The following is a 12,574-nucleotide window of genomic DNA, read 5'->3' on the forward strand; positions in this document are numbered from 1 at the left end:
GCGAAGCGGGCGTCGGCCCACCGGATCACCGGGTGCCCCCAGGCCACGGTGAACCCCAGGTACAGGGCGCCCAGGCCGTGACCGGTGTCGGCCTGCGCCCCCGAGGCCAGGTGCAGGGCGATCGCCGCGAGCAGCACCACGTCCAGCACGGGCACGAGCAGCAGCAGGACCGTGCTGAGCGTGCGCAGGCGCAGCAGGTAGCGGACGGCCAGGCCGCCGGACAGCAGGACCCAGAACAGGGCCTCGCAGGCGAGGATGAACCCCACGATCATCGGTGTGCCCCCGGTGTCGTCGATGGTGCCGGACCGAGCATCGCGCGGGCGCCCGCCGCGCGCATCGGCGCGGGGAGGAGACCGCCGTACGACCTTCGCTGTACGCCCGCCGGCCGTGTCCGTGCTGGGATGGAGCCGTGACCACAGGACTGCGCCGGGCCCTGGCGGAGAAGGGCGTACTGCTGGGCGCCGTCCACCGGGACCGCCGGGTCCTCGGCGGGCGGCTGTACCTGGGCAGCGCCGTGTGGGCCGCGGTGCACCTGTCGATGGGCGTGCTGCTGTGGGCGCTGGGCGCGTACGTGCACCGCGACGGCACCGCTCCGGCGGTCCTGCTGGCGACCGTGGCCGTGATGTGCGCGCTGATGCTCCTGCGCCGCACCGCCCCCGGGGCGGCGCTGGCCGCCGGGACCGCCGTCCTGGCCGTCGACACGCTGTTCGGGCCCTCCAGCGGGGTGTACCTGGCCTACGGCGACCTGCTGTACGCGGCGTGCGTGTGGGGGCGCAGGCGCAGCGCGTTCGGCGCGCTGAGCGCGGTGGCCGCCGGCGGCGCCGCCGTGGTGGCCGCCGGGGGCTGGCTGTACGCGGCCGGGCAGGTCGACGGCGCGCTGGCCTACCTGCAGCTGATCGGGCTCTACGTGATGGTGTTCGCGCTCCCGGTGGTCGCCGGGTGGAGCGTGCGGGAGCACCGGGGGCGCGCCGACCTGGAGCGCGAGCGGGCCGAGGAGCGGGTGCGCATGGCCGAGCTCGACCGCGCCCGCGCGGTGGCCGAGGAGCGGGCCCGGGTGGCCCGGGAGCTGCACGACGTCATCGCCAACCACATGAGCGCGGTCGCGGTGCAGTCCACGGCGGCGCTCTCGCGCGAGCCGTTCGACCCGGAGCTGGTGCGCCGGGTGCTGGTGGTGGTCCGGGACAACAGCGTGCAGGGACTGGAGGAGATGCGCAGGATGATCGGGGTTCTGCGGACGGGGGAGGCGCCGGCCGGGGAGCGGATCACGCCGCGGGTCGGCGAGGCCGACCTGCTGGTGCGCACCGCCCGGGAGGCGGGGCTGGAGGTGGAGGTGCGCGAGCGCGGCGACCGGGGGCCGCTGCCGCCGCAGGTGGACGCGGCCGCCTACAGGATCCTCCAGGAGGCGCTGACCAACGCGCTGCGCTACGCGGACCCGCCTCGGGTGCGGGTCGCGCTGGACTACCCTCCCGCCGGGGGCGCGGACCGGCTGGTGGTGGCCGTGGAGAACCCGGTGGCGGGCGCCGCGCCGCCCGACCCGCTGGGGGCGGGGATGGGACTGGTGGGCATGCGCGAGCGGGCGGACCTTCTGGGCGGGGTGTTCTGCGCGGGGCCGTCCGGGGACGGGCGGCTGTGGCGGGTCCGGGCCGAGCTGCCGGTGCGGACGGAGGCCGGGCAGTGATCAGGGTCGTGGTGGCCGAGGACCAGTGGGCGGTGCGCTCGGGACTGGTGATGATCCTGGACGGCGCGCCGGACATCGACGTCGTGGCCGAGGCCGGCGACGGCGAGGAGGCGGTGGCCGCCGTGCGGCGCACCCGCCCGGACGTGGTGCTGATGGACGTGCGCATGCCCCGCAAGGACGGCATCGCCGCCGCCCGCGAACTGGCCGGCAGCGGGACCGACGTGCTGGTGCTGACCACCTTCGACCTGGACGAGTACGTCTTCGGGGCGCTGCGGGCCGGGGCGGCCGGGTTCCTGCTGAAGAACATCGAGGCGGACGCGCTGGTCGAGGCGGTGCGGGTGGTCGCGCGCGGAGAGGGGATGATCGCTCCGGCGGTCACGCGGCGGCTGATCGCCGAGTTCGCGGTCCCGCCGGGGCGGGAGGCCGACCGGCCCGACCGTCCCCAGGTGGCGCCGGAGGCCCTGGAGCAGCTGACGGCCCGGGAGCGGGAGGTGCTGCGCTGCGTGGGCGAGGGCCTGTCCAACCGGCAGATCTCCAGGAGGCTGGGGATCACGGAGACCACGGCGAAGACGCACGTGAGCCGGATCCTGGCCAAGCTCGACCTGCGGAGCCGGGTGCAGGCGGCCATCGTCGCCCAAGAGGCCTCCGACGGAGTCTGAGGGGCGGCCTCACGACGTGTCGGGGCCGACACCTGTCCACGCCTTCAGCAGCCTCTCCAGGCCCTCGGCGAAGGCCTGCTCGTGGTCGAGCGCCGTCTCCCGCAGTGCGGTGACCGTGGGGAAGCGGCCGTCGAGGCGGGCCGGGTGGGGGCTCTCCAGGCCGCCCGCCCGGACCTCGTGGACCACGGCCCCGGTCACGTACGACTCCAGCGCCGCCGCCGCGTTCACGACGTCGCGGCCCTCCAGGCCGGCCTCCGTGAAGGCGGCGTACTGCAGCTCCAGGGAGCGCACCGCGGCCTCGGTGTCGGGGCGGCGGTTGATCAGCAGAGGGAGGGCGCCTGAGTGCTTGAGCAGGGCGGCGCGGTAGTCGTAGGCCCACGATCGCAGTCGCTCGTCCCAGGGGCGCTCGTCGGCCTCCTCCTCGTCGGCCTCCCCTTCGGCTGTCCCGTCCTCAGGGGATTCCTCGGTGTGCGCCTCGGCCCGCTCCCGGTGCACGTCGGTGATGTACTCGGCGATGGCCTCGAAGAGCTGCTCCTTGCCGAGCGGGAAGTGGTGGTAGACCGCCATGGCCTCCACCTCCATCGAGTCGCCGAGGCGGCGCATGGTCAGCCGCCGCAGCCCTTGGCCGTCGATGATGCGCAGTGCTTCGACGATGATGCGATCGGTGCTCAGACCGGCGTTGTTTCGGCTCACGGGCGCCACTCTAGATCTACTCAGTAAAGGTCCGCCACGGAGACGCGGACCGCCTCGCCGTCGTGATCCCCGACACACTACAGTTGTGGGGCGATCGGCACGAGCACGATGGGGAGTGAGCATGGGTCTGTTCGGCCGCAAGGGCGACGAGGACGACCAGCGCCGCCTGAGCGAGGACCGCGAGCACGCGGAACGCCTTCCGGAGCTGATGAAGGCGGTCGCCGAGGCCGAGTCGGCGCTCGTCGCCGCCCACGAGGACGGCGCGGACGTGGAGGAGGTCAGCCGGCTGGGCAAGGCCCTGGACGCCGCCCTGACCGACGCCGCGCGCGCCGCCTACGCCCAGGAGCGGGTGCTGGTGGGGGCGCGGGGCTACTCCGACCGCCTCTACCGGCGCAAGCGCCTGGCCAAGCCCGAGATCCGCGTGGCCACCGAGCGCGCCGAGCGCCTGCTCACCGAGCGCGAGCGGCACCGCCTGCACGGGATCGAGCGGGTTCCCCGCCGCCCCGCCGGGGTCTGAGGTGCGCCGCCCCCTCCCCGATGGCAGGATCGGGGAGGGGGCGGCGGACCGGTGTCCGGGCGCCCCGGCGGCCCGTCGGCGAGCGTCGGGCCGCAGTGGCTGTGGGCCCCGGCGACCGCCGGGAGGACCGGACCGAGGACGGCAGGACTGGCAGTGGCGACCGAAGTCCCGGACTTCATCGACATCGACCCGGATTCGCGGGTCCCTCCCTACGAGCAGATCCGCGCCGCGATCGCGAACGCCGCGGCCGAGGGGGAGATCCCGGTCGGGTACAGGCTGCCCACGGTGCGCTCGCTGGCGGGCGGGCTGGCGGTGGCGGTCAACACGGTGGCGCGGGCCTACCGGGAGCTGGAGCAGGCGGGCGTGCTGGAGACCCGCGGCCGCTCGGGCACGTTCGTGGCCGCGGGCGGCGACGCCCAGCGCGCGGAGGCGGTCGCGGCCGCGCGGGTCTACGCCGAGGCGGTCTCCCGCCTGGGCCTGGACCGGGAGGAGGCCCTGGACATCGTCGCGGCCGCCCTCCGCCAGGCGGAGGGCGGCCACTGAGCCTTCCGCGCGTCGTGTTCCGGGGCCCTCAGGCGGGTCCGTCGTCCAGGAGGCGGGGCGCCACCTCGCCGATGGTCAGTTCCAGCTCGTCCAGGGTGGTGGACCCGTGCAGCAGCAGGACCAGCTCCTGCGTCCACACCTCGTGCAGAGCGCGGGCCAGGAGCCGGGAGCGGGCGCTGGGCGCCTCCGCGGCCTCGGGACCGTAGGCGCTGTAGAGCACGACCGAGGTGAGGCGGTCCTGGACGGCCGAGCGCCAGTCCACGACCGAGGCGTCGGCGGAGTTGGCGGCGCGCAGCATCGCGTCGGCCAGTTCCGGCTCGCGCATGATCCAGCGGGCGGTGCGGACCAGGACCGAGGCGGCGCGCTCCCCGGGCCGGTCGCCGATCAGGGGGCGCCGGCGGATCGAGTCGTCCAGCGAGGCGATCTCGTCGGCCAGGACGGCCACCATCAGGTGCGTCTTGGAGGGGTAGTAGCGGTACAGCGTGGCCAGGGCGACGTCGGCGCGCTCGGCCACGTCGCGCATGTGCACGCTCTCCAGTCCGCCGCGTGCGGCCAGTGCGGCCGCGGCCCGGAGGATGCGGGCGCGGCGCCGCCGCTCGTTGCGCTCGCGGGCGGTGAGGTTCTGCTCGGCGGGCTGGGCGCTCACGGTCTCCCCGGGGTGCGGTGGGGGCGGCGTCGCCCCCTGGGCCGTCGTACCGGACCCACCATAACGGCCGCGGGGGCGCCGGCCTCTGCTCAGCGGCGGCCCAGGCCGATGACGGAGACGATGTAGACCAGGAGCAGCCCGAGCCAGGCGAGGGCCACGCCGCCGAGGCCCATGATCCCGCCGCTGATGGCGGTGAGGGGGATCGCGGTCACCATGGCGATGATCCCCACGATCAGCCGCGGGCTCTTCCACTGCTCGTCGTAGCTCATCCGCTGGGGACGCTGCTGCGCGGGCTGCTGTGCGGCGGCCACGTGCTCGCGCACGCGGGCGTCGATGGCGGCGTCGAGCTTGTCGGCGAGCGAGGCGGCCACGGCGTCGTCGTAGTCAGGGCCGAGCTCCCGACTGGTCTGCAACGCGGCGGAGACCTCGTCCTTGGGGGCGCGTGGTGTGGCGGGCTGCCCGGGAGTCTGCGAAGTCATGCCTCGATTGTCGCTCAGCGCGCGGCCGCTGGGCAGGGGCGGCGGTGCATCCCAGGGGGGAGTCAGGGTCTTCCCTGAGGGAAGGCGGGGCGGGTGCCCTGCGAGGGCCCCTGAAAAGGCCCCGCGCCCGCCGTGGGGCGGGCGCGGGGCCTTGTATGCGGTTTCTCGGAGGGCAGGGTCAGCTGGCGAAGTCCAGCAGCTGCTGGGCGCGGCTGGGGTGCCGCAGCTTGGACAGCGACTGCTTCTCCAGCTGCCGGATGCGCTCCCGGGTCAGGCCGAGGTGCTTGCCGATCTCGTCGAGGGTGCGCGGGCGCCCGTCCATCAGGCCGAACCGCAGCGACATGATGGTGGCCTCGCGCGGCTCCAGGTCGTCCAGTGCGCGGCGCAGCTGGTCGGCCATGAGCTGGCGGTCGACGACCTCGGAGGCCTCCGAGGCGTCGATGTCCTCGATCAGGTCGCCGATGCGGGTCTCGCCGTCCTCGCCGATCGTGGAGTCCAGGCTGATCGGCTGGCGGGTGACCCGCAGCAGCTCCTCGATCTGGGCCGGGGTCTTGTCCAGCTCGTGGGCCAGCTCGTCGGGGGTGGGTTCACGCCCCAGGGTCTGGTGCATGTCCCGCTCCAGGCGGCTGACCTTGCTGAGCAGTTCCAGCACGTGGACGGGCAGGCGGATGGTGCGCGCCGAGTCGGCGAATCCGCGCTGTATTGCCTGCCGGATCCACCACATGGCGTAGGTGGAGAACTTGTAGCCCTTGGCGTAGTCGAACTTCTCCACGGCGCGGATCAGCCCGAGGTTGCCCTCCTGGACCACGTCCAGCAGGGACATGCCGCGGTCGCTGTACTTCTTGGCGACCGAGACCACCAGCCGCAGGTTGGCCTCCAGCATGTGCTGCTTGGCCTGGCGGCCGTCCTCGGCCACCCACTCCAGCTCCTCGCGCTCGGCCGCGTTCATCGCCGCGGACTCGGCACCGGTCGGCGGATCGTGCGCCTCGGGCAGCTGCCCCAGGCGGTACTCTGCGTACAGACCGGCCTCGATGCGCTTGGACAGGTCCACCTCCTGCTCGGCCGTGAGCAGCTGGCGGCGCCCGATGGCCTTGAGGTAGGTGTGCACCGAGTCGCCCATGGCGGGGGACTGGTCGTCGAGGTCGACCTCGACCTCGGCCGCCTCGGTGCCCTTCCCGCGCGCCTCGTCCTTGGCCGTGTCGAGGGCGTCTTCGAGCGCCTCGTCCTCGGTGTCGGCGTCGACCGCCTCCACCGTCGCGGCATCGTCGCCCCCGTTGGCGAGCCGCACCCCGGAGTCGGTGAGCTCCCGGAGGATGGAGCGCCCGTCGGCCGGGCTGATGCCGGCCTCGGTGAACGCCGCGCGCAGCTCCGACAGGGACAGGTGTCCCTGGGAGCGCCCCCGGGTGATGAGCTCGTCCAGCGCCGCGGACGCGGCCGCGGCGCCGCCCGCGGTGTCCGGGGTGTCCGCCACCGTGGGAGAAGTGGCTAGGGCAGTGCGCGTCATGAAGGCACCTCCCTCCCTTCCAAGACCTGTGGCACGCGGCGGCCTGGATCCGCCGTCTTGGCGCGCCAATATGTCTAACGTGTCAGAGAGTCAAATGTTCCCGGTCTCGATTGGATATCGCCGGTCGTGGTTCAGGTCACGGCCTAGGGTTCTGCGGGACGGTGGACCGCGCGGCGGACGGGACGTCCGGCCGCTGCCGGCCCCTTCGCGACGGCGGGTACCACTCCCCCCGTGGACGGATCCGGACTTCCGCGCCGACCGGGCGCCCTCGGGCGCCGAACAGAGCGGTCTGCCGTGTAGACGCCCGCAGGGCGCGATGAGTTCCCCCGATTCGCCGGATCCGTCCGACCGCTCATGATCATGCTGCCCGCGCGCGGGCGCGTCAATCGCGGACGTCCGGCGGGGTCCTCAGCGCGGCCAGGTCGGTCTTTCCCGAGGGCAGCAGGGGCAGGCGGGGGCGCAGGTCGAGTTCGCGGGGGGCGGCGTAGGGGGCCAGGCGGGCCCGGACGGCGGCGCGCAGCTCCTCCAGGTCGGGCGGGGCGTGGGGGTCGGCGGGCACGACGACGGCGGTGACGCGCTCGCCCCACTCGGGGTCGGGGCGGCCCACCACGGCGGCCTCGGCGACCGCGTCCAGGCCGGCCAGCACCCCGGCCACCTCGCCGGCCACGACCTTGTGGCCGCCGGTGTTGATCACGTCGTCGGCGCGGCCGCGCACCCGCACCCGCCCGTCGCCGTCCACCGACCCCAGGTCGCCGGTGCGCAGCCAGGCCGCCCCGTCGCCGTCGCGCACCAGCGCCGAGGCGGTGTCCCCGGCGGGTCCGCGGTAGCCGGAGAACAGCACCGGCCCGGACAGCAGGATGCGCCCCTCGGCATCGGTGCGGGCGCGCACGCCCTCCAGCGGCCGGCCGTCGTAGACGCACCCGCCGCAGGTCTCGCTCATCCCGTAGGTGGTGACGATCCGGCCGCCCGCCTCGCGGGCGGCGCGCAGCAGCGGGCCCTCGGCGGCGGCGCCGCCCAGCAGGACGCTGCCGAACAGGGACAGGTCGGCCCCGGCGGCGAGCAGGCGGCGCAGCTGGGTGGGGACCAGCGACACGTGCGGGCGGTGCTCGGCGGCCGCGGCCATGACCGCCTCGGTGTCGAAGGGCGTGTGCAGCGGCTCGGTTCCCCCTTGCAGGGCGCGCAGCACCACCAGCAGGCCCGAGATGTGGGCGGTGGGCAGGGTGCACAGCCAGCGGTCCCCGGGCCGGGCGCCGATCCGCTCCAGGGAGGCGTGCGCCGAGTGGCGCAGGGCCGCGGCGGAGAGCAGCACGCCCTTGGGTGTGCCGGTGGACCCGGAGGTGGCGATGGTCAGGGCGGTGCCGTCGGGGACCGGTTCGGCGCCGGGCAGGGGCCGCACCCCGTCGGGGGTGTGCAGGGCGGCCGGGCGCAGCGCGTCCAGCAGGGCGCGCACGCGCGGCTCGGGCAGCGCGGGGTCGATCGGCAGAAGGGCCGGACCGCTCCCGTCGAGCGCGGCGGCCAGGAGTTCGCTCAGGCGCGCGGGCTCGGGGCCCAGGAGCGCGTGCAGTCGTCGTTCCGGCACGTCCCCCGAGGGTAGCCCACGGTGGCGGGCGTGCGGCCGCGCCCCCGCGGGCTACTAAGCTCATCCGACGTACCGTCCGGTACCGGGAGCCGCCCGGGCCGGCCGGCACGGCGCAATGGCCGACGTCTGGCTAGAGGAGATGACGACATCGTGAGTGGCGTGAAGTGGCAGCGGTCGGGTGAGTACTCCGACATCATCTATGAGACCGCCGAGGGCATCGCCAAGATCACGATCAACCGGCCGGAGGTGCACAACGCCTTCCGCCCCCAGACGCTGTTCGAGCTGCAGGACGCCTTCAACGCCGCCCGCGACGACTCCGAGGTCGGCGTGGTCATCCTCACCGGCGCCGGCGACAAGGCCTTCTGCTCCGGCGGGGACCAGAAGATCCGCGGCGAGGACGGCTACATGGGCGACGACACGGTGGCCCGCCAGGGGATCGGCCGGCTGAACGTGCTCGATCTGCAGGTGCAGATCCGCCGGATGCCCAAGCCGGTGGTCGCCATGGTCGCCGGCTGGGCGATCGGCGGCGGCCACGTGCTGCACGTGTGCTGCGACCTGACCATCGCCGCCGACAACGCGCGGTTCGGCCAGACCGGACCGAAGGTCGGCTCGTTCGACGGCGGGTACGGCTCCTGGCTGCTGGCCCAGACCGTGGGGCTGAAGAAGGCCCGCGAGATCTGGTACCTGTGCCGCCAGTACACCGCGGAGGAGGCCCAGGACATGGGCCTGGTCAACACCGTGGTGCCGCTGGAGCGCCTGGAGGAGGAGACCGTGGCCTGGGCCCGGGAGATGCTGGAGAAGTCCCCGCTGGCGCTGCGCATGGTCAAGGGCGCGATCAACGCGGTCAGCGACGGCGCGGCGGGCATGCAGCAGTTCGCCGGTGACGCCACCATGCTCTACTACATGAGCGAGGAGGCCCAGGAGGGGCGGGACGCCTTCAAGGAGAAGCGGCGGCCGGAGTTCGACCGCTTCCCCCGCCGCCCCTGAGCCGGGCCGAGGGGGAGGGGGCCGCGATGGCCGGGACGGCCGAGCGTGACGCGGCGGGGCGGGCGTTCTCGATCCCGATGAGGACGCGCTTTCGCGGCGTGCGGGCCCGGGAGGGCCTTGTCGTGCGCGGGCCGGCGGGGTGGGGCGAGTTCTCGCCCTTCGCCGAGTACGGGCCCGCCGAGTGCGCCCGGTGGTGGGCCGCGTGCCGCGAGGCGGCCGAGGAGGGCTGGCCCGAGCCGGTGCGCGACGGCGTTCCGGTGAACGTCACGGTCCCGGCGGTGGGGCCGCAGGAGGCGGCGCGCATCGTGGCCGCCGGCGGCTGCCGNCGCGGCCAGGACCCCGCCGAGGACCTGGAGCGTGTGGAGGCGGTGCGCGACGCGCTGGGCCCTTCGGGCCGGATCCGGGTGGACGCCAATGGCGGCTGGGACGCCGACACCGCCGTGCGGATGCTGCGCGCGCTGGACCGGTTCGACCTGGAGTACGCCGAACAGCCGTGCCCGTCGCTGGAGGAGCTGGCGCGGGTGCGGCGCCGCTCGGGGGTCCCCGTGGCGGCCGACGAGTCGATCCGCAAGGCCGAGGACCCGATGCGGGTCCGGGCCGCCGAGGCCGCCGACATCGTGGTGCTGAAGGTCCAGCCGCTGGGCGGGGTGCGCCCCGCTCTGCGGGTGGCCGAGGCGTGCGGGCTGCCCGTGGTGGTCTCCAGCGCGGTGGAGACGTCGGTGGGCATCGCCGCGGGGGTGGCCCTGGCCGCCGCGCTGCCGGAGCTGCCCTATGCCTGCGGCCTGGCGACGGTGCAGCTGCTGCGGTCCGACGTGTGCGCCGAGCCGATGCTCCCGGTCGGCGGGGTGCTTCCGGTGCGCCGGCCGGAGGTGGACCCGCGTCTGTTGGAGGCGGTGGAGATCGCTCCTGAGGGCTGGAGGGACCGGATGTCGGCCGCCCGTGCGGCGGCGCGGGGGTGTGGCGCCGCCTGAGCGGGGAACAGGCGTTGGCACGCCCGCACCTCCGGTGCGCCGGCGCACCGTCCGTTCAGGGAGACGGGGAACCGGGCGCGGACCGGACTCCCGGGGCCCTTGGGCGGTGGCAGACAGAGGCGGTGGGGTTCGCACCGCACGGCCCCGAGGGCTGTTCTCAGGTCGCGAGCGATCCGTCGCCATTCCTTTCGGCCCGGTCCCGGGGGCCGGGAAAGTGGGGAGTTTCGCACCCGCGGGGGGACCATGCGGCGGCGGTGGGCCGTTGCACCCGATAGGGGGTTCGGCGGAGGTTACGCCGGTACTGTCCTGAAGACGACTACGTGAGAGCTGTTCTGCATGAATCCTTCGACCGCGATGGCGCGGGTCCTCGTCGATGAGCTCGCCCGCTGCGGGCTGGCCGAGGCGGTCGTCGCCCCGGGGTCGCGCTCGACCCCCTTGGCGCTGGCCCTGGTCGCCCACCCCGGCGTGCGCGTCCACGTGCGCATCGACGAGCGGTCGGCGGCCTTCTGCGCGCTGGGCCTGGCGCGCGCCTCGCGCCGCGCGGTCGCGCTGGTGTGCACCTCGGGCACGGCGGCGGCCAACTTCCACCCGGCCGTGATGGAGGCCGACCACGCCGGGGTGCCGCTGCTGGTCCTGACCGCCGACCGGCCGCCCGAGCTGCGCGCCACCGGCGCCAACCAGACGGTGGACCAGATCCGCCTCTACGGCCCCGCCGTGCGCTTCTTCGCCGAGGCCGGGGTGCCCGAGCCGGTGCCGGGCATGGTCGCCTACTGGCGGTCGCTGGCGTGCCGCGCCTGGGCGGCCACCGGCCCCGACCACCCCGGGCCGGCCCACCTCAACCTGGCCTTCCGCGAGCCGCTCGTGCCGGACCAGGGGCCGGACGCCCCGGAGTGGCCCGAGCCGCTGGACGGGCGCGCCGAGGACGCGCCGTGGTTCACCGGGCCCGCCGTGCCGGGCGAGCCCGAGCCGGTGCGGGCCCCCGCCGTGGAGCGGGGGGTGATCGTCTGCGGCGACGGCGACTACGACCCGGTGCCCTTCCTGGCGCTGTCGGCGCGCACGGGGTGGCCGCTGCTGGCCGAGCCCACCTCCAACGCGCGCCGCGCCGAGGCGGCCTCCGCCTACCGGGAGCTGCTGGCCAACCCCGCCTTCGCGCGTGAGCACGTGCCCGACCTGGTGGTCAGCGTGGGGCGCCCGGGCCTGTCCCGGCAGCTCCTGTCCTATCTGCGCAGTGCGCGGCGGCACATCGCGGTGGGCGACCCGCGCCATTTCGCCGATCCGGTGCGGACCGCCTGCCAGGTGGTGCCGGCGCTCGCGGCGCCCGAGGGCGCCGACCCGGACACCGCCTGGGCCGCGTCCTGGAGGCGGGCCGAGGCGGCGGCGCGCGCGGCCGTGGACGGGGTGCTCGACGCCGAGGAGGCGCTCAGCGAGCCCCGGCTGGCCCGGGACCTGGCCGCGCAGCTGCCGAACGGATCACTGCTGTTCGCCGGGTCGAGCATGCCGATCCGCGACCTGGACGCCGCGATGGCCTCCCGCTGCGGGGCGCGCATCATCGGCAACCGCGGGGTGAGCGGCATCGACGGCACGGTCTCCACGGCGGTGGGTGCGGCCCTGGCCCACCAGGCCGACGGCGGCGGGGGCGCCTTCGCCCTGCTGGGGGACCTCGCGGTGCTGCACGACCAGAACGGCCTGGTCATCGGCCCGGGCGAGCCCCGGCCGGACCTGGCGGTGATGGTGGTCAACAACGACGGCGGCGGTATCTTCTCCGGCCTCGAGCAGGCGGGGCACCCGGACTTCGAGAGGGTCTTCGGCACGCCGCACGGGGTGTCGATGGAACGGGTGGCGGCCATGGCCGACGTCGGCTACACGCGCCTGGAGTGGGCGAGCGACCTGCCCAAGGCGCTGCTCGGCGAGGGGCTGCGGCTGATCGAGGTGCGCACCGGCCGGTCCGACGCGGCGGCGCTGCGCGCCCGCATCCAACAGGCCGTGGACCGGGCCCTGGAGGGATGACCCGCCCCGGGCGCCTGAGGTGCCCCCGGGGCGGCAGGGTGCTCCCTGCGGTGGTCGGGATCCGTTCCCACCACAGCCCGACAAGACCGGCGACGGCCGCCTAGGGCTTCGTGGGGTCGTTTCCGTCGGCCGTGTTCCGCGGTGCCTCAGTCCACGTCGAGCACGGCCTTGCCGCGCAGGCGGCCTTCGAGCAGTGCGCGGGCGGCCTCCTCGTGGCGGGTCCACGGGTCCCGCCGGACGATGCCCGGGTCCAGGCGGCCCGAGGCGACCTCGGCGGCGAGCCAGGACAGGTCGCCGGAGAAGTCCGGGAC

12 protein-coding genes and 1 pseudogene are annotated in these 12,574 nt (G+C 75.0%); 7 read left to right on the forward strand and 6 right to left on the reverse strand.

From position 1 onward, the window contains the following. Positions 1-272, reverse strand: a pseudogene (locus tag D450_RS0103360) (hypothetical protein); the annotation flags it as partial. Positions 273-409: 137 nt separating this feature from the next. Here D450_RS0103360 and D450_RS0103365 point away from each other — a divergent pair. Both D450_RS0103365 and D450_RS0103370 read left to right on the forward strand, forming a co-directional pair. Then, a complete protein-coding gene (locus D450_RS0103365) occupies positions 410-1,678 on the forward strand; it encodes a sensor histidine kinase (protein ID WP_017537266.1) in 1,269 nt (422 codons plus the stop codon). Then, entirely contained in the window at positions 1,675-2,337 is a 663-nt protein-coding gene (locus tag D450_RS0103370; RefSeq protein WP_017537267.1) for a response regulator, read from the forward strand. Before D450_RS0103365 ends, D450_RS0103370 begins: the two co-directional genes overlap by 4 nt. Before the next feature lie 9 nt (positions 2,338-2,346). Here D450_RS0103370 and D450_RS0103375 read toward each other — a convergent pair whose 3' ends face one another. Further along, complete coding sequence (locus tag D450_RS0103375) at positions 2,347-3,039, reverse strand: TetR/AcrR family transcriptional regulator C-terminal domain-containing protein (protein WP_017537268.1); 693 nt, start codon at positions 3,037-3,039, stop codon at positions 2,347-2,349. Positions 3,040-3,151: 112 nt separating this feature from the next. Here D450_RS0103375 and D450_RS0103380 point away from each other — a divergent pair, with 112 nt between their 5' ends. Both D450_RS0103380 and D450_RS0103385 read left to right on the forward strand, forming a co-directional pair. After that, complete coding sequence (locus D450_RS0103380) at positions 3,152-3,547, forward strand: hypothetical protein (RefSeq protein WP_017537269.1); 396 nt, start codon at positions 3,152-3,154, stop codon at positions 3,545-3,547. 153 nt (positions 3,548-3,700) lie between these two features. Then, on the forward strand, positions 3,701-4,090 hold the full coding sequence (locus D450_RS0103385; protein WP_017537270.1) for a GntR family transcriptional regulator: 390 nt from the start codon (positions 3,701-3,703) through the stop codon (positions 4,088-4,090). A gap of 28 nt (positions 4,091-4,118) precedes the next feature. Here D450_RS0103385 and D450_RS0103390 read toward each other — a convergent pair whose 3' ends face one another. From D450_RS0103390 to D450_RS0103405, 4 genes are all read right to left on the reverse strand, one after another. Continuing rightward, on the reverse strand, positions 4,119-4,736 hold the full coding sequence (locus D450_RS0103390) for a TetR/AcrR family transcriptional regulator (protein ID WP_017537271.1): 618 nt from the start codon (positions 4,734-4,736) through the stop codon (positions 4,119-4,121). An 89-nt stretch (positions 4,737-4,825) separates the two neighbouring features. Further along, entirely contained in the window at positions 4,826-5,149 is a 324-nt protein-coding gene (locus tag D450_RS0103395) for a hypothetical protein (RefSeq protein WP_017537272.1), read from the reverse strand. 244 nt (positions 5,150-5,393) lie between these two features. Next, positions 5,394-6,719: an RNA polymerase sigma factor gene (locus tag D450_RS0103400; protein WP_026124043.1), complete on the reverse strand. Its 1,326-nt coding sequence runs from the start codon at positions 6,717-6,719 to the stop codon at positions 5,394-5,396. 382 nt (positions 6,720-7,101) lie between these two features. Next, the gene (locus D450_RS0103405) at positions 7,102-8,298 is read right to left on the reverse strand and encodes an AMP-binding protein (RefSeq protein ID WP_017537274.1); all 1,197 of its coding nucleotides are present in this window, start codon (positions 8,296-8,298) and stop codon (positions 7,102-7,104) included. Between the two features lie 147 nt (positions 8,299-8,445). Here D450_RS0103405 and menB point away from each other — a divergent pair, with 147 nt between their 5' ends. The 3 genes from menB to menD all read left to right on the forward strand — a co-directional run bounded on the left by menB (position 8,446) and on the right by menD (position 12,263). Next, entirely contained in the window at positions 8,446-9,285 is an 840-nt protein-coding gene (gene menB / locus D450_RS0103410) for a 1,4-dihydroxy-2-naphthoyl-CoA synthase (RefSeq protein ID WP_026128358.1), read from the forward strand. Between the two features lie 26 nt (positions 9,286-9,311). Further along, entirely contained in the window at positions 9,312-10,256 is a 945-nt protein-coding gene (locus D450_RS0103415; protein ID WP_017537276.1) for an o-succinylbenzoate synthase, read from the forward strand. Positions 10,257-10,592: 336 nt separating this feature from the next. Further along, the gene (gene menD, locus D450_RS0103420) at positions 10,593-12,263 is read left to right on the forward strand and encodes a 2-succinyl-5-enolpyruvyl-6-hydroxy-3-cyclohexene-1-carboxylic-acid synthase (RefSeq protein WP_026128359.1); all 1,671 of its coding nucleotides are present in this window, start codon (positions 10,593-10,595) and stop codon (positions 12,261-12,263) included. Positions 12,264-12,574 lie beyond the last annotated feature (311 nt).

The sequence above is a fragment of the Nocardiopsis halophila DSM 44494 genome (assembly GCF_000341245.1).
GTDB lineage: Bacteria > Actinomycetota > Actinomycetes > Streptosporangiales > Streptosporangiaceae > Nocardiopsis_A > Nocardiopsis_A halophila.

What these genes read in the sequence shown, in the direction of transcription:
- D450_RS0103380 (WP_017537269.1), top strand. Translation starts at nt 3,152, where the DNA reads ATGGGTCTGTTCGGCCGCAAGGGCGACGAGGACGACCAGCGCCGCCTG.
- D450_RS0103400 (WP_026124043.1), bottom strand. Translation starts at nt 6,719, where the DNA reads ATGACGCGCACTGCCCTAGCCACTTCTCCCACGGTGGCGGACACCCCG.
- menD (WP_026128359.1), top strand. Translation starts at nt 10,593, where the DNA reads ATGAATCCTTCGACCGCGATGGCGCGGGTCCTCGTCGATGAGCTCGCC.